Raw genomic sequence first — 26,818 nt, 5'->3', positions numbered from 1 at the left:
TAATACTTAATTTTACTCATTAATTAAACCTTTAAAAATAAAATTGATAATCTAGCCAAGAAGTTGCAATTTGATACTCATTAGATTGTGGTTTCCATCTTGAAAAATAAAAGCTAAAATCAACTTTATACCTATTGAAACTATACATTTGTCTAAATAAATTGTAAACTTCCATCTCTGAACTTGAAAACCCAAATTCACGCTCAATATCAACTGGTCTTACCATACTAGGACTTTCAATTACCCAAGCCTTATCAAATGAAACTCGTCTATTTAAACAAGTTGCCTCCCACATTTGCTTAAAAACATAACTTCTATTTGATAATTTATATTTATTAGGAACTTTACTCTCTATATCTTGTAAAAGCTGTTGTATTTTATTAATTGCATTTTCTACATAAATGTAATCTACATCTAACCTATTCTTACTATTATTTCGCCTAGCATTTGAGCCAGTTTTACTGAAATATAAATCTGTTGCTTTACTTTGAGAGTGTATTATACAATCTCTAGTACACTTTATTTCATTTACTTCATTTATTAAACTTTCATCTAGTGTTGAGGTTAATTCTAATGTATCTGAAAAGGATTTTATAAAACCTTCGAATTTTCCATAAGCAAGGTCAAGTATTTTTTGAGTTGCCTTTTTATGAAATAATTCTAATATTGAGCCTTCCTCTAATAACTCATCAATTTCAAATTTCTTTGCTCCAAATTTTTTAGGATAAGAAATTAAAATTTGTTTAAGAATTTCATTTATTTGATGTTCAAAAATACTTACTAAACCAATGATTGTAAATTCACAATTTTGTAGTTTCTCTTCAATTGAAAACTCATCTGAATTATAAATTTTATCATTGATATTTTTTAACTCTAATATTTTTTTATTTGCATCATTAAAAGAAGTTTCTATAATATTACTTAATCCTGCTCTTCTTGAAATCGTCAATAGGTTTAAATCCATTTTATATTTTTTAATATTTTATTTTACTCTCATACTCTGTAAAAAACACAACTTTATCGGCAAGGTATTTTTCATTAACTACATAAACAATTAAATCGGCTTCATTTTTATAATTAACTTCAAACCAAATACCTCTTTTTACATTCTTTATCCAGTTTGTTTTTAGTACAATCCAGTTTGCCTCATACTCATTTTTTGAGATGAAAATTTTATAGTTTGCTTCTTTTGGATTTGAAGTATAAAACACTTTTTGAGAATGAGATTTAAACCCAATTAAAAGGAATATGAATAAAAATAGATGTTGAGGTTTCATTTTACTTAATTTTACTCAAATTTAATTAAAAAAATGTAAATTTGTCAGAATAGAAATACTTCCTCCAATTTGAGGAAAAGATATAGTACTTTTAGAAGTCCTTGTTTACAAGAATCGGCAAAATTCAAACACAAACACAAGGGATGGAAAAACGAGTACGCCAGTCGGCGTACCCGCTCCGTTATTTGTGTTTGGGCTTTGCCGAGCCATTGTAAGCAGTAGCGTGATGTCGTGGTACGCTTTTTTTATGCGTTTACGGATTAACGTAAGGAACTTTTTGAAAGTCAAAATAGATATGTGAAATTAACTTAACTCTATATTTATGACTTTAGAAAATTCAAAAAAATGGTATGATAATAAACCGTTATTAATCGTTTTACTTTTTGTTTTACCTCCAATTGGAGTAATTGGAATCATTAAAAGAAATTCTTTACTCTGGAAAAAAATTCTTTATTCTTTTTTTGCTTTAATATCCTCTTTAATGCTGTTGGTTATTATTTTGGCTATATTCAATCCAATAGATTATTATAAAAGTGGAGTTGATAATTTCAATGATAGAAAATACGAACTTGCTATAAAAGATTTTGAGAAAGTTGGATCAAATGATACAAATTACAAAGATGCCGTTTCAAAGATTGGAATTGCAAATCAAAAAATTAAGGAGTTAAGTATTGCAATTGAAAAGGAAAATATTGAAAAATTAAAAGCATATAAAGACTTTCAAAAAACCTGGTCTGATAGTATTGTAAAATTTTGGCAAGGCGATTATATTAATAAACATTTAACCTCTAAAAATTCAGATACAATTTACTTTCAATTATCAAAAAAAGCAACTGAAGGTAATTGGCAAAGTACTGCGGAACTACACCAATCTATTTATCAAAAACAATTTGATAGTATCGCAATAAATAAATTCAACAACAAATTAAAAACTGTAATTAAAATCATTCCTAATGAGGAACAACAAAACCAAAATAATGTTATTGCAGTAAGACAAAATAAAATTAAACTTCAATTCTCATCTTGGGATGGTTCACATTCTACTTTAAAGAGTTATGTAAAAGATAATATGAATGACCCTTCAAGTTTTGACCACATAAAAACAACTTATTCAGATAAAGGAAATTATTTGTTAGTTCAAATGAAGTTTAGAGGTAAAAATTCATTTGGTGCAAAAATTATAGAGGTAGTAACTGCAAAAGTCGATTTAGAAGGAAATATTTTATCCGTTCAATAAATCAAAGGTAATTTTATCAAAATACCATTTTTCAGAAAAATACTCATCTCGGAGGTCAAAGTGTTACCTAGTTGTAGTGTATTTTGAAAACTAGGTTTAAAGGGGGGGTATCATTATTTAATTCTGTTTTTTAAATCAATTACTAAAAAAAATATAAAAGTGTTGCTTTCATTATCTTTTAGTGACTTGTACCCACGTTATTAATTTCTAATCACTTGAATTATAAAAGAAAAGCATTATAAGAAAGTTTCTTGTAATGCTTTAATCTTTTAAATCAAAAAATAATCTATTTTGCCCTTATACCTACCTATGTAGTAAACTTAATATTTTGCTTAACTATTATGTTTACTGCTTCTTTTCGGTGTACTGGTGTAATTTCATTAAGAAAACCTCTCAATACAGTAATTTTCTCTTTTGGGGTCAAATGAGGTACATAAAACCTCAACTTCTTATAATGTGGTTCTAACTGCTCCCACAATATTTTTCTCATTTCCTGCGAAATTTCGTCATCGCCAGTAGTAAGGTATTTTGTAAATCCTTTTAATAGATTTGCTCTTTCATCTAAACTGCAACAATTTAGTAATTTTTCTAATCTTTGAAAATCTGTTTTCAACGCCTCGAATAAAACCGCTTTACTTTCTTTAGTCAATTTGTTTTGACCTCTCACATTTTTTTCACGCCCCAAATTTTTTGAGTTCTCATTTTCTGGATTTTCATTTTCTACATTCATAATTTTAGTTTTTAAGAAACTTGCAATTTTTGAGAATAGTACGTTTTTGTTTTTCAGTTTTAATATCTAATACTGTTAATATATTATCTCGTTTATTGCAAGATTCCACAATTAATAATTTATCTCACTTTCATTAATTACATCGTAAAATACTTGCTTTGATTTACTTAAAAATACAATCTTATTTTTCCATTCTCTTATTGTTTGATTATTGTTTAAATATTCCAATGTATTATCAACTGTATCTTTATTAACGGGGTTGTTGGTGTAAATTTCAATTTTTTTTAAGTCCCTGCTTTTTAAGTAAAACTCATTCCAAAGATACATTGTAATTAAAATTTGCTCTGGAGTTTTACAAAACTCATATAATCTAACATCATTATAAAACAAGATACAATCACTACTAGAAACATCATTAAAATAACTCTCTATGTGTTCAGCAACGCAATAACCAAACTTTGTCTTATCAATACAATACTTTTTTTTTAGCTTATTAATATGCCTAGATACATTTGAAGGATTAATTAATAATTCATCTGCAATATGTATTCCTTTAATCTCGGAATATCTTACTCTAGTGCCTTTGTGCATTGTTTTAAATTTCCTTTCACTTTTCACAATTGACATTAATACTAAATATTCCGAGATGCACATTTTAAAATCTAAAATAACACGTTTGTTGATTATAAAGATTTTACCCTTACTCATTTCAATAAATTAAGAAGTTTAAAGTATTCTATCAATTCATTAGCAAATTGAGTTTTGTTTTTAGGATTGCGATTTTTTACTAAAAAGAAATGTATTTGTTGTTGCTCTTTTTCATAATGCAATTGGATAAAATCCTTTTTGTTTTTCTCGTTTATGTTATTACCAATGTAAATGCCGTTACCCAAATTGAAAAGTCCAGAATGAAGTATTTTAACTTTGTGTTTTCCAATTAATTTCCAACTTTGCACAACCTCAACAACATCGTTTTCAAGCAAATAATTTGCCTTTGGTTTTGAGAACTTAATAAAATCAAATACAAACTCATCTTTAGGTTTTTTCTTGTTGAAAACCCCTTTTATTGCCGATTTTTGAAATAAGCAATATTCAAAATTTATTATATTTGCTTTCATCGTTTTGTATTGTATTTAATTCCTCTAGGATTTTCAAGGATTTTATCCAAATCCTCTTTTTTGAAACGGATTCTAGTATTTATACGATAACTAGGAACAATCCCTTCTAAACACCATTTATGAAGTGTAACTAAACTAACACCTAAAATTTTGGCTGTTTCTTTTCTGTTTAGAAGTTTATCATTATTCTCAATAGCATTTTCTTTTTGTTCCGTTAAAACGTTTGAAAATTGCTCACTAACACTTTCTTTTATGAGTGCTTTAAATTCTAGGATTGAAATCCCTTCCAAATAAATTGCCATAGTAGAACTGCTACCAATTAGATAGACTTTGTTTGAAAAAATTAATAAAAAAATTCAAACAACTTAATAATTCAAAAGGGATGCTACGGCGAAGTTGTTATTTGTCAATAACTATACAAAGAGGTATAGTTCGCTAAATTAGAGTACATTTCTAATTCTATGTTGCAAATGTATTAACTTTTTTTCGATAACTGCAAATAATTTCGACAAAAAAACAAATAACTCCTTCATAATAAAGGAGTTATTAAATTTGAGTGCAATTTAATAGACTATTGTAATTTACTCAATTACAATTATTTAAAGAAGCTATTTTGTGCCATTAATACTGCATTTTCTTCATTTGTAACTTTTATATATTGTAAAAAACTTGCCTCTGTTGAATGTCCAGTAATTCGCATAATATTTATAGAACTCATTCCAGATTTAAAACTATTTGTTGCAAACGAACGCCTTGCAGTATGTGAACTTATTAAATCATATTTTTTAAATATTTCCTCTGTTCTTTGTCCTCCTTTGGTTCTTACTATTAAAATATCCTCATTAATCTTTACCTTTTTACCCAACTCTTTAAGATATTCATTAATCTTTTGATTTGTAATTTGTCTAGGCATTACACCATTATACTTATTTAAAATGGCTCTTACTTTTGGATGTACTGGAATTACTACCTTTTGTTTTGTCTTTTGAGTTACAATTTCCACAACTTCAACACCATCAATCGTTTTAAAATGTTGAGGTTGTAGGTTGCTAAAATCTGAAAATCTTAAACCAGTAAAACAACCTACAATAAAACTATCTCGAACTCTATCCAATTTTGGATTTTCGCTTAAATCCTCATTATACATTTTTTCAAGTTCCTCCATCGTTAAATAGATATGTGTTATATCCTCTTTTTTAATAGTGAATTTTCGGCTTTTGTAAGCCGTATTAATGTTATAACCATATTCAGAGGCTTCATTTAAAAAAAGTTTTAAATTTTGAATTAATTTCAATGAATAATTTACAGAAAGTGAACGTGGAGCAGAATATAAAAAGTTTTGAAACTTATCTAAAAATTCAATATCAATATCCTCATAGTTTAATTTACCATACTTTTTGCTGTAATCTTTAAGATGCTTTAAAGTTTTTTTATAAACTTGAATTGAGCCGTTTGGTTTTCCTGCTAGTTCTCTTTTCGTTATAAATTCATCAATAAAGGTTAAAAGAGTTGGAGTTTCTTTTTGCTTTACTTTGTTAAGTGAAATATCTAGTGCGTTTTTAAATTCAGAAATAGAAAGTGGTTTACTTTCAATTAATGAATTTCTATAAATTTCCTCTGTTTTGTTTCTTAACGTTTTTAGGTAGTAATTAAATTCAGCACTTTGAGGAAATTTAGATTTTCCTTCAGCACATTTGTTTTCAAAATCCCAATGTTTTGATAAAATCTTTTGACCAGTTGAATAAACCAGTTTTTTACCATCATATCTGAAAACTAATAAAACTAGATTTTCTTTTTTCTCATCTACTGGAGATTTTAAACTAAATATTACATTACCCATAATAGTTGCCGTTATAGTTGCCGTTTTTTATTTGTCAAAGATAATAAAACTTTACTTATCTTTACCAAAAATAACGCTTAAACCTTTATAAATAAAGGATATTAGATAAATTTGAATTAACTGAAATATTAAAAGTTCGGGAGCCTCTTTCTCCGCAGAGCACGGCTCAAAAACAATTAAACCCTTTAAATCTCATGATTTAAAGGGTTTTCTGTTTTTGGTCACTTTAGTCGTTTTATGGATAAAGGGATCAAGTCCAAAACCTGTGGATTTGATAAATTACGCATATAAAATTGTAAGACTAAAAAGAAATCAGATCAAGAATTAAACCGTATTACTGTTTAATTTTATTTACACTTTGTAAAAGTAAATGTTTCTCCAGAATCATCATAAACCAATTCTACTCTTAAAGATTTAGACGAATCGATTAACTTATAAAAATCTTCTTCTTTGAAGTTTTTTTTATAATTAAAATGGGGTGTTCTGATCTTAAAGCGATAGTTCTTACTTTCGTTTTCATATACCACAAAATGCGTCGTAAAAAAATCTTCCTTACCTATGTAAAAATTAATATGGCAGTGAGCATCATCAGAAATTTTATCCAGATATTCTTCGGACATTTCGACATCTATAATAATCAAATCGGCTAAAGGAGCATCATAAATTCTTTCGATAGATATGTTTTTAATACAGTTTTCTTCTGTTTGACAAGACAAATTTTGTAAACTAATGATTAAAATTAATAGTATTTTTTTTATCTGCATTTTGTAAAAGTAAATTTTTCTTCAGCATCATCATAAACAAGTTCTACTTTTAAAGATTTAGACGAATCGATTAACTTATAAAAATCTTCTTCTTTAAAGTTTTCTTTCATAAAATTTGTTGTTTTAATAACAAAACGACATGAATCCTCTTCATTATATATAAATACATCATGAGTTGTAAATATTTTTTTATCATTGATATAAAAGTTTATATGGCAAAAAATATCATCCGAGATTTTATCTCTGTACTCTTTCGTCAGTTTTGATTTAAATGATATTTTATCTGGAGTGGGAGCATCATAAGTTCTTTTGAAAAAAAAACTATCAACACAGTTTTCTTCTGTTTGACAAGAGTAATTTTGGTAGTGCCTTAAAAAGTGTAAAAAATCATTTAGTCATACTGTATGCTTTTTAGGTAAAAAAATAAAGAGCAGACTCTCCACTTTAAATTATAAAAAAGAAAGAAAAACTCACACTATTAATTGAATTTTCAGAAAAATACCAAATCAATGATTGAATTTTCTAATTTTAAAGTTATTTTTGCCCAAAAATATAGATTTAGGATTTCTTTAATAGTTTTATTAAAACAAGAAAATGCTAGTATTAGACTGTTGTTTAAGTTGTGGAAAATATATTTTGAGTACTAGTAAAAAAAACATAAATGAAAACAAATAAAAAAAAACATAAATGAAAACAAAGTTATTATTATTATCATTATTTATACAAGTAAATTTTTTTTCTCAAGAAATCTTAGAAGATTCATATGTGAAATTACCTGAACAATTTAATGATTTTTCAAATTACACGGAAAAAGGGAATGTGGATTTGAAATCAGGTAAGTTTGGTTTAAATATTCCATTTTATACTATAGGGGACAAATATGTACAAATACCTATAGGTTTAAATTATTCAACATCTGGGGTTAAAATAAATGAAACTTCGTCTGATGTAGCAATTGGATGGAATTTAGTTGGGGAATGTTTTATTAAAAGGGAGTTGAAAGGACAACCAGATGAGCTAACTGAAAAAACAGGTATTCATGATTTATATTCAGGAAAAAATAGTAGAAATGATAGTAATTTTTATTTCACAGGTGTAATTGGGAACACTGCATCAAAAAGAGGTTCTGCAACAAGTCATTTTTCAAATAATTTTTTAACAAATTTTCCTAATTTTTCAACTTTGAAATGTTTAAACTTGGAGATTACAACCAATGAAGTTGATGCGATTTTAGCAAAAAAAGCCAAAGATTCTAAGTTTTCTGAAATTGATACAGAAAGAGATATTTTTACTTTTTCAGTAGGAGAAAGAAGTTTTAAATTTATTTTGAAGATTAAGGATCAATTTCAAATAGAGTATGATAATACTCCGGATCAAGAAATAATTGAACAACAATTCGAAGCAGTACCTTTAGATGATTCTGGAATAAAAATTGAATATTTTATTTCAAATATTAACCACTATAAAAGTTGGCAAAATGGTAATAGATATAGAAATGATCCCGATAAAGCAATTACGAAGTTTATTGTTACAGATAAAAATGGTGTTATTTATACTTTTGATAAAGTTGAGTTTAATGATAATGAATATATAAGAACTGTTTTTAATCAAAATTATCCAGTAGGTCATGATTTAAGAATGTTTCAGTACACTTTAGAACAAACATATATTGGAAAATGGCATCTAACAACTGTTGTTACACCAGATGGAAGGATACAGTTTAATTATCTTAATAATGTTAAGACTAAATTCAAAAGAGAGGTTCCTAGAAAACATGTGGGGCTTTATTTAAATCATAAGACTAATTTATCTCCACCCCTCTTGGAAAATAATCAAAATACCCCCATTTATGATATCGAATTCGGAGTTGAGGGTTTTAAATTATCAAATATTGAGTACATTAGAAAGTGTAAAATTGTTTTTGATTATGATGACAATAGACCCGATTGTTCTCAAGGGGGTAAAAACTTGAAACAAATTACATTAAAGTCTTATTTTGGAGAAGATAATTTACAAACAATTAAATCTTTTACTTTGCAAAAAAATATATATAATTATAAAGGAGTACAAGATTCTTATAATTACAGGATTTTTTTATCTGAAATAATTGATAGTGAAAATTTAAATTCTTATAAATTTTCTTATCAGAATCCAGAGCTAATTCCAGCTAGGAATCAATATTGGAAAACTGACTTATTTGGTTACTATGCAAATAATAGTTCAAATATAACTAATAGTCCAATTTTCTCTTCATTATATGTTCAGCCTTATGACAATAATGGAAAAAAAATTAGCTACTATTCAACGTCTGATCCAAATCAATTTTATATATATTCTGGTTTTCAAAAATATACCTCTCCCGTTTTGGTTAAATATGGGACAATGAATAAAATAGAGTTTCCTACAAAAGGGAGCTTGGAGATTGAATACGAATCAAATGTTTTTTTTGATTCAAGTTTGCAAGTTGTAAATCAATTTGGACCAGGTGTTAGAGTGAAAAAATTAAGCTATTTAGATTTTGATTCTCAAATTAAGTTTGAAAGAAAATATAAATATGAATTATTTGGAACAAATAATTCAAGTGGAAATTTAATATACAAACCTTCTTATGCTTATTTTACAAATTATGCAGTGAATAATGAATTTGAATTTAATGCAGATACTTTTATAGAAACATTAAATTCTAAAATTACAACTTTTAAAAGACTGACTGATTCGGGAAAAACAATAAATCAAATTGCTGAAAAGATGATTTGTTTATCAACACATCCATTAGGCAATCAAAGTGATCAATTTGGTAATGAAATTGTTTATACAAACGTTAGAGAGTATAACGAATTAAATAATGGTTACATTGATAATTATTTTTATTATAATAAAAGCGAAATAAAAAGTGAGGTAAATTCTTTTAGTGGTCCAAGTGATGATTTAACATTTGGTCCTCAAGCTAACTATGGAGATGGAAATTGTTATTATGTAGGTACTAGTTCGTCTGGTTTAACTACATTCACAATGGATGTATGGGCTGGTAATTTAAATACTAATTACTTGCCTTTGAAAGTGTTATATGGATTGGTGGAAAAAAAAGGGCAAGATGTTTTTCCTTTTCCAGAAAATCAGTATTTTAATGAAAAAAGCTACCTATATAGTAAACTAACTTCAAGGAAATATTATAATAATTTAAATGTTTTATTAAAAGAAGAAGATTATGAATACGATCTTAATAGTAATGATTTTATAAATTACAAATACATAAATAATGTCACTCTTGATTATTTAAATACTCATATTTATGAGGCAAATAATCCTAATAAAGATTTAAAAACTTCGAGGCTAGAAAATACTGGAATATATTTTTACACAACAAATTCCATTCATTTCCAGAGACCAACCAATTTAATTAAAAAGAATATTAAAAATTATTTTCATGGGAATTCTATAATAAAGCATGAAGAGTTCAAGTATGATTCACAAAACCTATTGAGTAATCATAAATTTATGTTTAATGATAAGGAGGTTTTAATCTCATTAAAATACCCTTATGACTTGGTTAATTATAATTCAATTCAAGCATCTGAAGTAAGTGCAATTTCGAACCTAATTCAAAGAAATTTTTTAAATAAAATAATACACAAAAGTATATTTGAAAGACGTAATGGAACAAGTAGTTTTGAATTATTGTCTTCAGAACATAATGAGTATTTTGATTTTAATTTAAATATTTCAGAACCAAAATTAAAAATTATAAAAACTGCAAAAAGTGATGCAAATACTTATAATCTAGCTGAAATGTTTACAGAATACGAAATAATAAGCTATTACAAAGACATGCCAAGAGAAATTAAAACAAGAGAGAATAAAACAACTACATTATTGTGGGATTACAATCATAATAATAATTTAATAGCCAAAGTTGAAAATAGTAATTTCAATGATATACCAATTCAAATTTATAACCAAATAGAATCGAGTTCCGAAGGCGGAAACGAAACGGCTTTATTAGATGCTTTAGATGCATTACGAACTGCTTTGCCAAACGCCATGATAACGTCTTATACCTACAAACCTTTAGTAGGCGTAAGTACAGTTACCGATGCAAGAGGTCGTAAAACAACCTATCATTATGATGCTTTTAATCGTTTAGATTATGTAGAAGATCATGAAGGTAATGTTTTAAGTAAGAACGAGTATCATTATAAAAACTAATTCAAGATGAATAAAAATAAGAAACAAATGACACAGTTATCATCTTGTATAACGCAAAGGCAAATATTAAAAAGTATGAAAAAAATATTTTTTACGCTGTTGTTTTTATTGCCTGTTTTTGTTTTAGGACAAAGTCAAAATCAAAATTACGTTAAAAGTACCACGTATAAAAAGGCAAGTACACAAACAACAATTGATGTAAACGACCCAACTCATGTTGCGGTACAGGTGAATTATGTAGACGGGTTGGGTAGACCCATTCAACAAATTGTGCACAAGCAATCTGCAAGTGGGAAAGATATCATTAACCATATAGAGTATGATGATTTTGGAAGGCAAACTAAGGAATTTTTACCCTACGTACATACCAATACCAATGCTAATTATGATCCTAATGGGGGAACGAATACTTTGAATTTCTATGCTACAAATTCTATTTCATTAACAGGTAATCCAAATTTTGAAACAACAACAAATCCTTTTAGTGAGAAAGAAATAGAGCCTTCTCCATTAGGGCGTGTTTTCAAACAAGCCGCACCTGGAAATGCTTGGGCATTAGGTTCTGGACACGAAATTAAAATGGATTACCAAACCAATTCAGCTGGAGAAGTAAAGCATTATAAAGCAGTTACAACTTGGAATGCAACAACTAAATTATACGATATTTCTTTTGTTTATAATGGTAATTATGCTGCAAATGAACTGTATAAAACAGTAACTAAAGATGAGAATTGGTCGGCTACACAACCCAATAGTAATGACCATACTACTGTTGAGTTCAAGAACAAAGAAGGCCAAGTAGTTTTAAAAAGAAATTTCGATAATAACAGATGGCACAATACTTATTATGTTTATGATGACTATGGAAACTTAACCTATGTTTTGTCTCCAGAAATGAACACTTATCCTTTAGAACAATACGATTGGCAAAACCAGCCTTCAATAGAGTTGAATAATATTGAAACGGTTTACATATTTAGTCCAGCAGCAGCTTGGAATAATCAAGGAGCGATAAGCTTAGCTAATAATACATTTGTGGTTGCTTTTATAGGGTTGCAAAATCAATTAGTAACATTAAACACGACTAGTGCTGCACTCGATTTGACGGCTTTAGGGTTTAATGTAAGTTTACCAGACGCTAATTTAGGACCAATAGGTATTCAAACTTCATTAGGTGCTGGTTATGATTTTAGTCATTACTCGGCTTATTTACAAAATAACAAGCTATATATTACTGGAGACGGTACTCCTGTTTACGGTTTACTAATAGATATTAATTTTAATCTAAATACTTTAACTGGTGAAGCTCCTACGACGATTGCAAATGATGATATTGATAAATTAGGGTATCAATACAAATATGATTACAGAAACCGATTAGTAGAGAAGAAACTTCCAGGTAAAGATTGGGAATATATCATTTATGACAAATTAGACCGACCAATTTTAACTCAAGATGCTAATTTAAAAGCAAAAAACAAATGGTTGTTTACTAAATACGATGTTTTTGGTAGAATTGCTTATACTGGTCTTTGGACAACAACTCCAGATAATGATCGAGCGACCATTCAAAATAATATTAATAATCAACCAAGCCCTGTTTGGTTCGAAACAAAATTAGTAGCACCAATAACAATTGCTGGTACAAGTATCTATTATAGTAATGTTGCTTTTCCAAATTTCTCAGCTATTGATGAAATCGAAATTCTTACAATACAATATTATGATAATTATGAAGTTGGCAATCAAATAAGTTTGAATCCTGCTGTTACCACTAGTACTTGGGAAGGTATGGTCACTGTTGCCAATGTAAAAGGGTTGCCAACCGTTTCTAGAGTAAAAGTTTTAGAAACGAATCATTGGATTACTACAGCTTCTTATTATGACAATAAAGGTAGAGTATGGGAAACACATGTTAAAAACGACTATTTAGCAACTGAAGATTGGTCCTATGCTAAACTTGATTTCACAGGGAAAGTTTTAAAAACGAAGACTACACATACTAAAGCAGGTATTACAACAACCGTTGAAGATTTTTTTACCTATGATCATGCGGAGAGATTATTAACGCAAAAGCAAAAAATCAATGCACAGCCAGAACAATTGATTGTGAAAAATACCTATGATGAATTAGGGCAATTGATTAAAAAAGGAGTTGGAAACAATGAAGCAAGTCCTTTGCAGAATGTTGATTATAGTTATAATATTAGAGGATGGTTAAAAAATATTAATGATCTAGGTCATTTAGGAAATGATTTGTTTGCTTTTAATTTAAATTATCAAGAGCAAAACACACCTTACAATTATAATGGTGCGCCAGGAGAATCATTGTTTAATGGAAGCATAAGCGGAACTCGATGGATCACAGATAATAATACGTCAACGACTTTACGTTCTTATTATTACAAGTATGATGCCTTGAACCGCATAAAAGACGCTCATTTTGAAGAAAATGATAAAATAACAAACAGGTATAACGAAAAAATTACAGGGTACGACAAGAATGGAAACATAAAAGGACTTAATAGGCAATCTGCCAACCCAAATTATAACACTCCTCCTGTTTGGCCAAATCCTCCTTCTTCAATGAGTCTTTTTATTGATGCTTTAAACTATACCTATGATGGTAACCGTTTATTGGCTGTTAAAGACAATGTAACAAATGTAATTAGCTCAGAAGAGTTTAAAGACGGTAATACTGTTGGTAATGATTATTTTTACGACGCAAACGGAAATATGATTGCAGATAAAAATAAAAATATTACAAAAATAGAGTACAATCATTTAAACTTGCCAACGAAAATTGTTTTTAATAACCAAGATTTAGGAGTACATCCATATCCAAAAACGATAGTATATAAATATGACGCAAATGGTGTGAAAATTGAAAAAAAGGTGTTAGAACCTATAGAACAGCCTATAAGTACACTTCCAAAAACACTATCAAAATCGGAAGAAACCGTTTCAAAAAGTGATGTTATAAATGGCAGAATTAAAATGCCTAGCCCTACATATGTAAACACAACCAAAGTAATCCATTATGCGGGTAATTATATCTATGAAAACAATGTCCTACAATTTTTTTCACAACCCGAAGGCTATGTTTCTAACAATTCTGGAATGTTTTCTTATGTATTCCAATACAAAGACCATTTAGGGAATGTAAGACTTTCTTATGCCGATTCGAATAATGATGGTATTATAACAGGAGGTTCTACAGAACTGTTTTATGATGGTTTTGAAAGCGCAAGCGGATGGAACAGTACAGGAGCTTTATATGGAGGAACTGTTTCTGCCTATGACACAACAAGGAAACACAGCGGGAACACTTCTGGAAAAATAGAAAAGTTAACCGCTGGTGAGTTGTATGTGCATAGTAACACATGGGTACCTATAAGCAATACAGCACCAACAGAGTACATATTCTCAGGATGGGTTTATGCAGAAAACACTTCGGCAGAGATCTTCTTATGTCAAAAAACAGCTACCGAGACAGCTTATAATACAACTTTTGAAAACATCATTACCTATGAAAGAAATCGTTGGGTATATTTAGAAAAAAGAGTAACAATACAGCCGAACATTGCAACAATAAACTTAAGAATAGACAACAATGGTGGTGGAACAGTATGGTTTGACGATTTAAGCATTAGAAAAGTGAATGCAACCAATGAAATTGTTGAAGAAAATAATTATTACCCTTTCGGATTAAAACACAAAGGATACAATAATTTATTTAACTTAGCCAATGCCAATGCACTTGCACAACAGTATAAGTTTGAAAATAAAGAGTGGCAAGATGAGCTATCACTGAATATGTACGATTTTGGAGCAAGGATGTATGACCCAGCAATAGTTAGAACACCAATCCTTGACCCACTAGCTGAAAAGTTCTCAAATATATCACCATATTCATTTTTAAACAACAATCCATTATATTTTATTGATCCAACAGGAATGTCTGCTGATGGATGGATTACTTCAATAGTTGATGGTGAAAAAACTATAGCCTACAACTCAACTGTTAATACAGTTGAAGAAGCTAAAGCAGCAGGTTACGAAAATGCAACAGCTGTAAATGCATCTTTAACTGTTTCTTTAGAGGGAGAATACTCATATAATTTAAATGCTGATGGCAGTGTTACCGATGCAAGTGGTAGTAAATTGGTTGCGACTGATAATCTAATGAGCTTTACCACAGGTGCAGGAACAAAGATTTCTTCTTGGGGTTTAATTGATATTTTCAAGGAAAAGCCAATGGCTTCAGGAGCTTGTACTCCAATGGAGTTTAGCTCTCCTTTCTTCTCTTGGGGATGGGCTGCTAAAGGTTTAGGATATGTTTGGGGTAGTGTTTTTGGCACAGCAACAGCAGATACAGGAATGGCAGGGGTTAGAGCGTTAGGTGTTGCAGGAGAAGATGCCGTTGGTATAGGTGCTTCAAAAACTAGAATACCATCTTTAACAGGAACAGCTAAATACAGAATACCCGATAGATTAACATCAACTACGCTTGAAGAAGTTAAGAATGTTCAAAGTTTAAGTTTTACAAGACAACTACAAGATTTTCATCTTTATTCACAACAGAATAGTTTGCAAATGATACTTCATACTAGACCAGAAACAACTTTTTCTGCTCCTTTGCAAACTTTGATAAATAACGGATCTATTATTAATAAAACAATACCAGTAAAATGATTACTATATCAGAAGTAGAAACTGTTAAAACAGAATTAAGCAAAGTAGGTGTGCTAATAGATGATATTTATGATTTAGTAAATACCAAAGAGCCATACCCTATAGCAATTCCTGTTCTTTTAAATTTATTAAAGAATGGTATTGAACATATTGGTATAAGAGAGGGTATAATTAGGGCTTTAGCAGTTAAAGAAGCTATAGGTGTTGCAAATCCAGTATTATTTGAAGAATATAACAAAACGCCTAAAGATAAAATGTTATTAAAATGGGCTATTGGAAATACTGTCTACACGACAATTACGGAAGATTATATTGAAAAAGTAATAGCAATAGTAAAGGACAAATCAAACGGAATGTCAAGACAGATGTTTGTTTTAGCATTAGGAAAAATTAAATCTACAGATACAGAAAATGTACTTATTGAGTTGCTTGATGATAATGAAGTATGTCCTCATGCTTTAGATGCATTGGGTAGGTTAAAATCAACTAAAGCAATAGGAAAAATAACTAGTCTACTTACTCATTCTAATAGCTTGATTAAAAAAGAAGCTTTGAAAGCTTTAAAAAAAATAAAGTAATAAATAGACTTAAAAAATAGTGAAGTAAATACTATTTAACAAGACCAAAAAACCACATCTTAACGATGTGGTTTTTTTATAGCATCAATTGTTTTTTAATATTAGCTTTAAGAATAAAGGCATCAATAAGTTTAGAGATAACGGTTTTATCTTCCTTTTTCATTTGCTCCACCGCTTTAAACTGCTTTAATAATAAATTATCGTCAATTACTTCTTCAGCTTTATTTTGTATAGTTCCATTAACAAGATAATCAATAGAAACCCCAAATACTTTAGCCATTTTGCTTAATACATCGGCAGGAGGTTGCACACCTTTAGTCTCATAACGTACTAATTGCGGAACAGAAAGCTCAATTTTTTCTGCCAATTTAGCCTGTGTTAAGTTGTTATCTTTTCTTAATTGCTGTATGCGTTCTGCTAGTGTCATTGTAATCGTATTAGATATTTATTAACATCATTAATATCAACAAAGATAATATATAGCGTATTATTTATATCTTATATGTTTATAAGTTATTATTGGATTATATTTTAAATATGCTCAATTATGAGTAGTTTTGCTCAAATAAGATAATAAAAAAGTTTTCAACAATGGAAATACAAGACATTAAGCAAAATTTATCATTACAAAGCATCTTACAACACTACAATCTAAAAGCAGACAAAAACAATATGCTCCGTTGTCCGTTCCACGAGGATAGTACAGCTTCTTTACAAGTAAGTTTTAGCCAAAATAAATACAAGTGCCACGCTTGCGATAAAAAAGGCGATGTAATCCAGTTTGTTCAAGATTATGAAAAGCTAACCAAACACGAAGCATTAAAAAAATGTACGGCAATGATAGAAACAATCCAACCAGTTCAAAAAGCAATTACAACCATACAAACGACAAATCCAGTAAACGAACAGGAAAGAATGTACTTTTTAGAAAAGATGTTTTTAAGTTTTAGAAAAGGATTATTAAGCAGTCCACCAGCTAAAGAATATTGCATTAGTAGAAATTTAGATTTTGATAAATTAGAAGTAGGTTTTAATAGTGGGCAGTTCCATCACGGAGCAAGAAAAGACGAAAAGTTAATCAATGATTGTTTAAATTATGGTTTACTAACCTTGGCAGGAACTAACTCAAGAACAGGCGGACAAGCTTACAAACCTTTTGGAAATAAATCAATATTGTTCCCATTAAAAAACAAAGAAAATCAAATCGTTAGTTTTTATTTTAGATCAACAATTAATAATGAAAACTCAAAACATTTTTATCTGAAGAACCGACAAGGATTATATCCAAATTATCCAAACTCGGACACAAAGAAATTAGTACTTACTGAAGCTATCATTGATACAGCTAGTTTATTACAAATAGATGAAATAAAAGAAAGCTATACACTATTAACCTGCTACGGAACTAACGGACTAAATGACGAAATCCTAAACGCTATCAAGCCATTAAAACAGTTAGAAGAAATCATTTTCTTTTTTGATGGAGATAAGGCAGGAAATGAAGCCGTTACCAAATACGCTGAAATCTTGCGAGAGCTACACCCAAAAGCCAAAATAAGCCAAGTAGAAACGCACGTAAACGAAGATATAAATAGTTTAATCATTGGACACGAAAGAGAAATTTTAATCCATCTAATCGAGCAAAGAAAGGAGATAGTATTTTCTTTTTCAATTGAAGAAGATATAAAAGTTGAACCAAAACAGGAAGTACAAAAAATTACTCCAGAACCAAAACCAAAACAACCCAATTTAGAAAACACCATTGATTTTTTAAAACAAGACAATCTACTACAAGAACTTAATAAACTGATAGAACAAAGCGGAATAGTTGGAGAAGCAAACAGCCGATTATTACTATTTATCATTGCATCAAGCTACAAAACCAAAAGCCCATTACACGCCATTGTGCAAGGTTCAAGCGGAAGCGGAAAAACACACCTTATCAGTAAAATAGCCGATATTATTCCACAAGAAGACGTACTTCGATTTACAAGAATTACAGAGAGTAGTTTATATAATTGGGGCGAATATGAGTTAGTAAATAAATTATTGGTTATTGAAGATTTAGACGGATTAAAAGAAGAAGCAATGTTTGCAATGCGTGAGTTAATCAGTAATCAAAGATTAAGCAGCAGCGTATCAATTAAGGATAAAAAGGGAAATATCAAATCCACCAAAAAAGAAGTAAAAGGCGTGTTCAGTTCCTTGAGTGCCACAACCAAAGGCGAGATTTACGAAGACAATATGAGTAGAAGTTTTTTATTAGCCGTAGATGAAAGCCAGGACCAAACAGACAAAATAATTAATTATCAAAACAAGCGTATAGCAGGAGAAATAAACGAAAAAGACCAAGAGAAAGCCAAAGAACTATTACAAAAAATAATCAGAGCTTTAAAGGTTGAAGAAGTACAAAATCCGTATGCTACACAAATACAACTTCCTGAAAACGTACATAAAAAACGACGATTAAACGAAATGTTCCAAAGCATTATAAAACAAATCACAATAATAAACCAATACCAAAGAAGAACCCAAAATAATAGAATAATAACCGAAATCATCGACATCGAAAACGCAGTAGAAATACTTTTTGAAAGTATAATATTGAAAATTGACGAGTTAGACGGCTCTTTGCGACAGTTTTTTGAGCGATTAAAAAAGAAGTTTAAAACTGATGATTTTACACGTTTTGAAGCCATGGAAGCCACAGGATTTAAGAAAACACAATTACAATACTATATCAATCAATTAGTACAATTAGAATACATCAAACAATTTGGACACGGCAACAAAGGCTATAAATATAAAATCTTCCACTTTGATGATATACAGAGCGTTAGAAAAAAACTAAAAGACCATTTTATAAAGCAAATACAACAACTGAAACCGAACACTAACGGCAACTAAACGAACACCAAACGAACACTAAAAAATCTGTAAAGCCCTATTATATAAGCAAAAACCAAAAAAATAACTCTAGCGTTCAGTCAAAATAAAAAGTACAACCTAAAAAACATAATAAATGATAATAGAAAATACAATAAATGACTTTAGAAGAGAATTATTAAACTTGGGATATAGCAACACAGCAGTAAATAATTATCCAAAATATGCACAAAATATATTAGATTATACAAAAGAAACACCACAAAAAATAACCGATTACCATATAAAAAACTACTACGAATATCTAAAAACAAAACCCAACAAAAGAAGAAAAGGAATTATAAGCGAAAGCCACATCTACAGCCAACTACTAGCAATTAAACTCTACTTTGATTATTTAGAAAGAACCAGGACAATTAAACAAAATCCATACAATCTACGAATCAAACAACCTACCAAAAAAGAACGATTAGTATTTACACAAGAAGAAATTAAAACCCTGTATCAAAACTGCACCAATTTATTAGAAACTACTATTTTAAATCTGTGTTATGGCTGTGGACTTAGAAGAACTGAAGTAATTTTATTGGATGTAAAAGATATAAACTTTGAACAAAAACTACTCTTTATCAGAAAAGGAAAAGGCAAGAAACGTAGAGTAATCCCACTTACTGAAAGTATTGTAAAGGACTTAAAAAACTATAACAATCAAATAGAAATCTATAGAAAAGAGAAACTACAAAACTTCTTAATCAATGAGTTAGGAAACCCTATAAAAGGGAATACTATTTATACCACTTTTAAAAGAATACTCAAACGAACAAAAAAAATAGATCATCAAAATTATTGTTTACACAGCCTACGGCATAGCATCGCAACACATCTACTAGAAAATGAAATGAGTATAGAAATGGTTAGGGATTTTTTAGGACACACACAGCTTGGAACAACACAGGTTTACACTCGAATTAATTTTTTAAAAACCAAATTACAATGACAACATTAAAAGATTTTTTACGACAAAGTTTAAGAGAAAGTTCCGTAGAAAGTTATTTATATAGTATTGAAAAATACAAGAAAGCCAATAGAAATGCAGACAAATATGACTATCAAAAAGTAATGCAGTATATTGAATTATTACGCAATAATTACCAACCATCCACTATAAAAGCTACACTAGGTTGCATCAAACGATATTATGATTATTTAATTGAAACAGGCAAACGAAAAGACAATCCAGCACGCAGCATACGATTACGAGATAAAACCGAAAACCCAATCCAGTTACAAGATTTATTTACAGAGAAAGAACTACAAAGCCTTTTAAATCCTAGAAAAGAACGTTATCCATTTTTGGCCAAGAGAAACAAAATTATAATGAGTTTATTAGTTCATCAAGGTTTACGAATAGGCGAAATAGAAAACTTAAAATTAAGCGATATAGATTTAGAGAAAGCAACCATACAAGTAACAGGAACAGCACTAACCAATAACAGAAATCTACCTTTAAAAGCCGAACAAATACTATTGCTATACGAATACATCAACCAAGACAGAACCAAGCTAAAAACGTGGAGAAACGATAACAATAAATTACTATTGGGAAAACTAGGAACACCCATCAGAACCGAAGATGTAGATTACTTAATTACAACTTATCAAAAACAGTATAAAAAGAAGCTCACAGCAACCACCATCAGACAAAGTGTACTAGCCAACTTACTAACCAAAAACAACGATTTACGAGTAGTACAACACTTTGCAGGACATAAACACCCAGACACCACAGAAAAGTACAGGCAAACAGGATTAAACGCTTTAAAGACAGCCATTGATAAACTACACCCAATTAGATAAAAGACCAATAATAAAAATAGGAACGCTTCGCTGAGTTATTTGCACCCACCCGTCCAACGCTCCCCACGCTCCAGTGGCTTCTCCCACCACACAAGGCACTTGTTTTTCCCTAAGAACAGCACTATACTAAACTTTATGTTTTTTATCGGGAGATATTATTTGTTTTTTAAGCGGTCAATAAAAAGCCATAAAGTTTAGTATAGAGCTGCTCACCCAAAGCCGAAAAAACAAGAGCCTTAACCCGACGCTAAAGCCACTCCCAAGCTATTTTACATAATGCATCGAGCATTATAGTTCATAAAAAAGAGTTGATTATTTTTAATAGGATTTTTTTATGAAACTATAATTTGCACTATGTAAAATAGCCGCTCTCCAACGCTCCCACCCGAAATAGGAGCTTCGCAAGTTTATTCATTTTTAATTATTTGCTTCAAAAAAGCTTCACAAAAAATCCAGCTACAGTGGTTGCCGTCTTTCTTTGCTCGTTTTTTGTGCACAAAAATTAAAAAAGCCAAGATTGTGCACTCAATCGGCGTGAGCCTAATCATTTTAAAAGCTGATGATTGCCCTAACTTCTTCCAAAGCTTTAAATCATCATCTTTTAAAACGAACACCCTTCGGAACCTACTCAGCCAGCCAAAAGCCCCATCGCATAAATAGTGAATACTTGCCACGGTTGACCAAGATAAAAAAACGATTGATAAAAAAGTAAAAAAAGTGAGTAAACATAAGGCTTGACAACGAAAAAACATACAAACAAGTTGCAATATTTAAACAAGTTTGTATTACAGAATAAACCGACTTATAGCCGACGATGTTCCGTAGATGTCCCGAGGATAAGCCCACCATAAGCCCACTAGAGCCCACTTTTTCTTATGGATAAAAAAAGGAAGTCTTCAGGAAATAATCCAAATAAAAGCATTTTGATAGCTGAACAACAAAAGTTATTAGCTAAGGATAAAAAAGGGCTTATTTAGGCTAAAATCACGCTTAAAAACGATTAATTTAAAGCGAATTACAAACGAAACCAAAGCGAATAACCTAAAATAAAGCAATATCTTTTTTTTCAATTGAAAATAAAAAGTACTATTTTTGACAAGCGAGAGAAAATGAAAAAGTACGTTCTTACAGAAAGAAGCATAGGAGTTGCAGTAAAATAAGGCTCTCACGCGAGGGTAAAAGTTGAGCAGGACTGTATAAGTATAAGTTTGAAAATAAAGAGTGGCAAGATGAGCTATCACTGAATATGTACGATTTTGGAGCAAGGATGTATGACCCAGCAATAGTTAGAACACCAATCCTTGACCCACTAGCTGAAAAGTTCTCAAATATATCACCATATTCATTTTTAAACAACAATCCATTATATTTTATTGATCCAACAGGAATGTCTGCTGATGGATGGATTACTTCAATAGTTGATGGTGAAAAAACTATAGCCTACAACTCAACTGTTAATACAGTTGAAGAAGCTAAAGCAGCAGGTTACGAAAATGCAACAGCTGTAAATGCATCTTTAACTGTTTCTTTAGAGGGAGAATACTCATATAATTTAAATGCTGATGGCAGTGTTACCGATGCAAGTGGTAGTAAATTGGTTGCGACTGATAATCTAATGAGCTTTACCACAGGTGCAGGAACAAAGATTTCTTCTTGGGGTTTAATTGATATTTTCAAGGAAAAGCCAATGGCTTCAGGAGCTTGTACTCCAATGGAGTTTAGCTCTCCTTTCTTCTCTTGGGGATGGGCTGCTAAAGGTTTAGGATATGTTTGGGGTAGTGTTTTTGGCACAGCAACAGCAGATACAGGAATGGCAGGGGTTAGAGCGTTAGGTGTTGCAGGAGAAGATGCCGTTGGTATAGGTGCTTCAAAAACTAGAATACCATCTTTAACAGGAACAGCTAAATACAGAATACCCGATAGATTAACATCAACTACGCTTGAAGAAGTTAAGAATGTTCAAAGTTTAAGTTTTACAAGACAACTACAAGATTTTCATCTTTATTCACAACAGAATAGTTTGCAAATGATACTTCATACTAGACCAGAAACAACTTTTTCTGCTCCTTTGCAAACTTTGATAAATAACGGATCTATTATTAATAAAACAATACCAGTAAAATGATTACTATATCAGAAGTAGAAACTGTTAAAACAGAATTAAGCAAAGTAGGTGTGCTAATAGATGATATTTATGATTTAGTAAATACCAAAGAGCCATACCCTATAGCAATTCCTGTTCTTTTAAATTTATTAAAGAATGGTATTGAACATATTGGTATAAGAGAGGGTATAATTAGGGCTTTAGCAGTTAAAGAAGCTATAGGTGTTGCAAATCCAGTATTATTTGAAGAATATAACAAAACGCCTAAAGATAAAATGTTATTAAAATGGGCTATTGGAAATACTGTCTACACGACAATTACGGAAGATTATATTGAAAAAGTAATAGCAATAGTAAAGGACAAATCAAACGGAATGTCAAGACAGATGTTTGTTTTAGCATTAGGAAAAATTAAATCTACAGATACAGAAAATGTACTTATTGAGTTGCTTGATGATAATGAAGTATGTCCTCATGCTTTAGATGCATTGGGTAGGTTAAAATCAACTAAAGCAATAGGAAAAATAACTAGTCTACTTACTCATTCTAATAGCTTGATTAAAAAAGAAGCTTTGAAAGCTTTAAAAAAAATAAAGTAATAAATAGACTTAAAAAATAGTGAAGTAAATACTATTTAACAAGACCAAAAAACCACATCTTAACGATGTGGTTTTTTTATAGCATCAATTGTTTTTTAATATTAGCTTTAAGAATAAAGGCATCAATAAGTTTAGAGATAACGGTTTTATCTTCCTTTTTCATTTGCTCCACCGCTTTAAACTGCTTTAATAATAAATTATCGTCAATTACTTCTTCAGCTTTATTTTGTATAGTTCCATTAACAAGATAATCAATAGAAACCCCAAATACTTTAGCCATTTTGCTTAATACATCGGCAGGAGGTTGCACACCTTTAGTCTCATAACGTACTAATTGCGGAACAGAAAGCTCAATTTTTTCTGCCAATTTAGCCTGTGTTAAGTTGTTATCTTTTCTTAATTGCTGTATGCGTTCTGCTAGTGTCATTGTAATCGTATTAGATATTTATTAACATCATTAATATCAACAAAGATAATATATAGCGTATTATTTATATCTTATATGTTTATAAGTTATTATTGGATTATATTTTAAATATGCTCAATTATGAGTAGTTTTGCTCAAATAAGATAATAAAAAAGTTTTCAACAATGGAAATACAAGACATTAAGCAAAATTTATCATTACAAAGCATCTTACAACACTACAATCTAAAAGCAGACAAAAACAATATGCTCCGTTGTCCGTTCCACGAGGATAGTACAGCTTCTTTACAAGTAAGTTTTAGCCAAAATAAATACAAGTGCCACGCTTGCGATAAAAAAGGCGATGTAATCCAGTTTGTTCAAGATTATGAAAAGCTAACCAAACACGAAGCATTAAAAAAATGTACGGCAATGATAGAAACAATCCAACCAGTTCAAAAAGCAATTACAACCATACAAACGACAAATCCAGTAAACGAACAGGAAAGAATGTACTTTTTAGAAAAGATGTTTTTAAGTTTTAGAAAAGGATTATTAAGCAGTCCACCAGCTAAAGAATATTGCATTAGTAGAAATTTAGATTTTGATAAATTAGAAGTAGGTTTTAATAGTGGGCAGTTCCATCACGGAGCAAGAAAAGACGAAAAGTTAATCAATGATTGTTTAAATTATGGTTTACTAACCTTGGCAGGAACTAACTCAAGAACAGGCGGACAAGCTTACAAACCTTTTGGAAATAAATCAATATTGTTCCCATTAAAAAACAAAGAAAATCAAATCGTTAGTTTTTATTTTAGATCAACAATTAATAATGAAAACTCAAAACATTTTTATCTGAAGAACCGACAAGGATTATATCCAAATTATCCAAACTCGGACACAAAGAAATTAGTACTTACTGAAGCTATCATTGATACAGCTAGTTTATTACAAATAGATGAAATAAAAGAAAGCTATACACTATTAACCTGCTACGGAACTAACGGACTAAATGACGAAATCCTAAACGCTATCAAGCCATTAAAACAGTTAGAAGAAATCATTTTCTTTTTTGATGGAGATAAGGCAGGAAATGAAGCCGTTACCAAATACGCTGAAATCTTGCGAGAGCTACACCCAAAAGCCAAAATAAGCCAAGTAGAAACGCACGTAAACGAAGATATAAATAGTTTAATCATTGGACACGAAAGAGAAATTTTAATCCATCTAATCGAGCAAAGAAAGGAGATAGTATTTTCTTTTTCAATTGAAGAAGATATAAAAGTTGAACCAAAACAGGAAGTACAAAAAATTACTCCAGAACCAAAACCAAAACAACCCAATTTAGAAAACACCATTGATTTTTTAAAACAAGACAATCTACTACAAGAACTTAATAAACTGATAGAACAAAGCGGAATAGTTGGAGAAGCAAACAGCCGATTATTACTATTTATCATTGCATCAAGCTACAAAACCAAAAGCCCATTACACGCCATTGTGCAAGGTTCAAGCGGAAGCGGAAAAACACACCTTATCAGTAAAATAGCCGATATTATTCCACAAGAAGACGTACTTCGATTTACAAGAATTACAGAGAGTAGTTTATATAATTGGGGCGAATATGAGTTAGTAAATAAATTATTGGTTATTGAAGATTTAGACGGATTAAAAGAAGAAGCAATGTTTGCAATGCGTGAGTTAATCAGTAATCAAAGATTAAGCAGCAGCGTATCAATTAAGGATAAAAAGGGAAATATCAAATCCACCAAAAAAGAAGTAAAAGGCGTGTTCAGTTCCTTGAGTGCCACAACCAAAGGCGAGATTTACGAAGACAATATGAGTAGAAGTTTTTTATTAGCCGTAGATGAAAGCCAGGACCAAACAGACAAAATAATTAATTATCAAAACAAGCGTATAGCAGGAGAAATAAACGAAAAAGACCAAGAGAAAGCCAAAGAACTATTACAAAAAATAATCAGAGCTTTAAAGGTTGAAGAAGTACAAAATCCGTATGCTACACAAATACAACTTCCTGAAAACGTACATAAAAAACGACGATTAAACGAAATGTTCCAAAGCATTATAAAACAAATCACAATAATAAACCAATACCAAAGAAGAACCCAAAATAATAGAATAATAACCGAAATCATCGACATCGAAAACGCAGTAGAAATACTTTTTGAAAGTATAATATTGAAAATTGACGAGTTAGACGGCTCTTTGCGACAGTTTTTTGAGCGATTAAAAAAGAAGTTTAAAACTGATGATTTTACACGTTTTGAAGCCATGGAAGCCACAGGATTTAAGAAAACACAATTACAATACTATATCAATCAATTAGTACAATTAGAATACATCAAACAATTTGGACACGGCAACAAAGGCTATAAATATAAAATCTTCCACTTTGATGATATACAGAGCGTTAGAAAAAAACTAAAAGACCATTTTATAAAGCAAATACAACAACTGAAACCGAACACTAACGGCAACTAAACGAACACCAAACGAACACT

At 30.0% G+C, this 26,818-nt stretch carries 20 protein-coding genes; 10 read left to right on the top strand and 10 right to left on the bottom strand.

The genetic code is table 11. The features are described from left to right. Positions 1-31 precede the first annotated feature (31 nt). On the bottom strand, positions 32-964 hold the full coding sequence (locus ACZ49Z_RS03255) for a hypothetical protein (protein WP_464306763.1): 933 nt from the start codon (positions 962-964) through the stop codon (positions 32-34). Between the two features lie 10 nt (positions 965-974). Beyond that, positions 975-1,277, bottom strand: coding sequence for a 7(1) septoil knot domain-containing protein (locus ACZ49Z_RS03250; RefSeq protein WP_088445138.1), 303 nt, complete (start codon positions 1,275-1,277; stop codon positions 975-977). A 322-nt stretch (positions 1,278-1,599) separates the two neighbouring features. Between ACZ49Z_RS03250 and ACZ49Z_RS03245 the strand changes: the two genes are divergently transcribed. Further along, a complete protein-coding gene (locus ACZ49Z_RS03245; protein ID WP_464306762.1) occupies positions 1,600-2,514 on the top strand; it encodes an outer membrane protein assembly factor BamD in 915 nt (304 codons plus the stop codon). Positions 2,515-2,821: 307 nt separating this feature from the next. Here ACZ49Z_RS03245 and ACZ49Z_RS03240 read toward each other — a convergent pair whose 3' ends face one another. The 6 genes from ACZ49Z_RS03240 to ACZ49Z_RS03215 all read right to left on the bottom strand — a co-directional run bounded on the left by ACZ49Z_RS03240 (position 2,822) and on the right by ACZ49Z_RS03215 (position 6,966). Beyond that, positions 2,822-3,244 carry a hypothetical protein gene (locus tag ACZ49Z_RS03240; RefSeq protein WP_464306761.1) on the bottom strand — a complete coding sequence of 141 codons (423 nt, stop codon included), beginning with the start codon at positions 3,242-3,244 and terminating at the stop codon, positions 2,822-2,824. 111 nt (positions 3,245-3,355) lie between these two features. Beyond that, positions 3,356-3,835, bottom strand: coding sequence for a hypothetical protein (locus ACZ49Z_RS03235; RefSeq protein WP_464306760.1), 480 nt, complete (start codon positions 3,833-3,835; stop codon positions 3,356-3,358). Between the two features lie 113 nt (positions 3,836-3,948). Next, entirely contained in the window at positions 3,949-4,362 is a 414-nt protein-coding gene (locus tag ACZ49Z_RS03230) for a hypothetical protein (protein ID WP_464306759.1), read from the bottom strand. Continuing rightward, positions 4,359-4,664 (bottom strand): helix-turn-helix domain-containing protein, encoded by a 306-nt coding sequence (locus ACZ49Z_RS03225; protein ID WP_464306758.1) that lies wholly within the window; start codon positions 4,662-4,664, stop codon positions 4,359-4,361. Before ACZ49Z_RS03225 ends, ACZ49Z_RS03230 begins: the two co-directional genes overlap by 4 nt. Before the next feature lie 293 nt (positions 4,665-4,957). Next, entirely contained in the window at positions 4,958-6,202 is a 1,245-nt protein-coding gene (locus ACZ49Z_RS03220) for a site-specific integrase (RefSeq protein ID WP_464306757.1), read from the bottom strand. A gap of 347 nt (positions 6,203-6,549) precedes the next feature. Further along, a complete protein-coding gene (locus tag ACZ49Z_RS03215; protein WP_464306756.1) occupies positions 6,550-6,966 on the bottom strand; it encodes a hypothetical protein in 417 nt (138 codons plus the stop codon). Positions 6,967-7,653: 687 nt separating this feature from the next. Between ACZ49Z_RS03215 and ACZ49Z_RS03210 the strand changes: the two genes are divergently transcribed. The 3 genes from ACZ49Z_RS03210 to ACZ49Z_RS03200 all read left to right on the top strand — a co-directional run bounded on the left by ACZ49Z_RS03210 (position 7,654) and on the right by ACZ49Z_RS03200 (position 16,445). Continuing rightward, a complete protein-coding gene (locus ACZ49Z_RS03210) occupies positions 7,654-11,172 on the top strand; it encodes an RHS repeat domain-containing protein (protein WP_464306755.1) in 3,519 nt (1,172 codons plus the stop codon). A gap of 75 nt (positions 11,173-11,247) precedes the next feature. Continuing rightward, complete coding sequence (locus ACZ49Z_RS03205) at positions 11,248-15,867, top strand: DUF6443 domain-containing protein (protein WP_464306754.1); 4,620 nt, start codon at positions 11,248-11,250, stop codon at positions 15,865-15,867. After that, entirely contained in the window at positions 15,864-16,445 is a 582-nt protein-coding gene (locus ACZ49Z_RS03200) for a HEAT repeat domain-containing protein (RefSeq protein WP_464306753.1), read from the top strand. The genes ACZ49Z_RS03205 and ACZ49Z_RS03200 overlap by 4 nt, the downstream gene beginning before the upstream one ends. Before the next feature lie 76 nt (positions 16,446-16,521). Here the strand turns inward: ACZ49Z_RS03200 and ACZ49Z_RS03195 are convergent, their stop codons facing one another. Beyond that, a complete protein-coding gene (locus ACZ49Z_RS03195; protein ID WP_464306752.1) occupies positions 16,522-16,872 on the bottom strand; it encodes a helix-turn-helix domain-containing protein in 351 nt (116 codons plus the stop codon). A 164-nt stretch (positions 16,873-17,036) separates the two neighbouring features. On the opposite strand from ACZ49Z_RS03195, the gene ACZ49Z_RS03190 reads away from it, so the two are divergent. The 5 genes from ACZ49Z_RS03190 to ACZ49Z_RS03170 all read left to right on the top strand — a co-directional run bounded on the left by ACZ49Z_RS03190 (position 17,037) and on the right by ACZ49Z_RS03170 (position 23,891). After that, positions 17,037-19,352, top strand: a complete 2,316-nt coding sequence (locus ACZ49Z_RS03190; protein ID WP_464306751.1) for a CHC2 zinc finger domain-containing protein — start codon at positions 17,037-17,039, stop codon at positions 19,350-19,352. Between the two features lie 115 nt (positions 19,353-19,467). Beyond that, positions 19,468-20,328 (top strand): tyrosine-type recombinase/integrase, encoded by an 861-nt coding sequence (locus tag ACZ49Z_RS03185; RefSeq protein WP_464306750.1) that lies wholly within the window; start codon positions 19,468-19,470, stop codon positions 20,326-20,328. Next, on the top strand, positions 20,325-21,188 hold the full coding sequence (locus ACZ49Z_RS03180; protein ID WP_464306749.1) for a tyrosine-type recombinase/integrase: 864 nt from the start codon (positions 20,325-20,327) through the stop codon (positions 21,186-21,188). The genes ACZ49Z_RS03185 and ACZ49Z_RS03180 overlap by 4 nt, the downstream gene beginning before the upstream one ends. Positions 21,189-22,380: 1,192 nt before the next feature. Then, the gene (locus tag ACZ49Z_RS03175; RefSeq protein ID WP_464308040.1) at positions 22,381-23,313 is read left to right on the top strand and encodes a putative toxin; all 933 of its coding nucleotides are present in this window, start codon (positions 22,381-22,383) and stop codon (positions 23,311-23,313) included. Further along, positions 23,310-23,891, top strand: coding sequence for a HEAT repeat domain-containing protein (locus ACZ49Z_RS03170; protein WP_464306753.1), 582 nt, complete (start codon positions 23,310-23,312; stop codon positions 23,889-23,891). The genes ACZ49Z_RS03175 and ACZ49Z_RS03170 overlap by 4 nt, the downstream gene beginning before the upstream one ends. A gap of 76 nt (positions 23,892-23,967) precedes the next feature. Here ACZ49Z_RS03170 and ACZ49Z_RS03165 read toward each other — a convergent pair whose 3' ends face one another. Continuing rightward, complete coding sequence (locus ACZ49Z_RS03165; protein ID WP_464306752.1) at positions 23,968-24,318, bottom strand: helix-turn-helix domain-containing protein; 351 nt, start codon at positions 24,316-24,318, stop codon at positions 23,968-23,970. A 164-nt stretch (positions 24,319-24,482) separates the two neighbouring features. Here ACZ49Z_RS03165 and ACZ49Z_RS03160 point away from each other — a divergent pair, with 164 nt between their 5' ends. Continuing rightward, the gene (locus ACZ49Z_RS03160; protein WP_464306751.1) at positions 24,483-26,798 is read left to right on the top strand and encodes a CHC2 zinc finger domain-containing protein; all 2,316 of its coding nucleotides are present in this window, start codon (positions 24,483-24,485) and stop codon (positions 26,796-26,798) included. Positions 26,799-26,818: the final 20 nt, after the last annotated feature.

It is taken from the genome of Flavobacterium sp. KY-23415, from assembly GCF_055384985.1.
The sequence above is the reverse complement of the archived record's forward strand: the minus strand, read 5'-3'. Positions and strand labels throughout refer to the sequence as shown.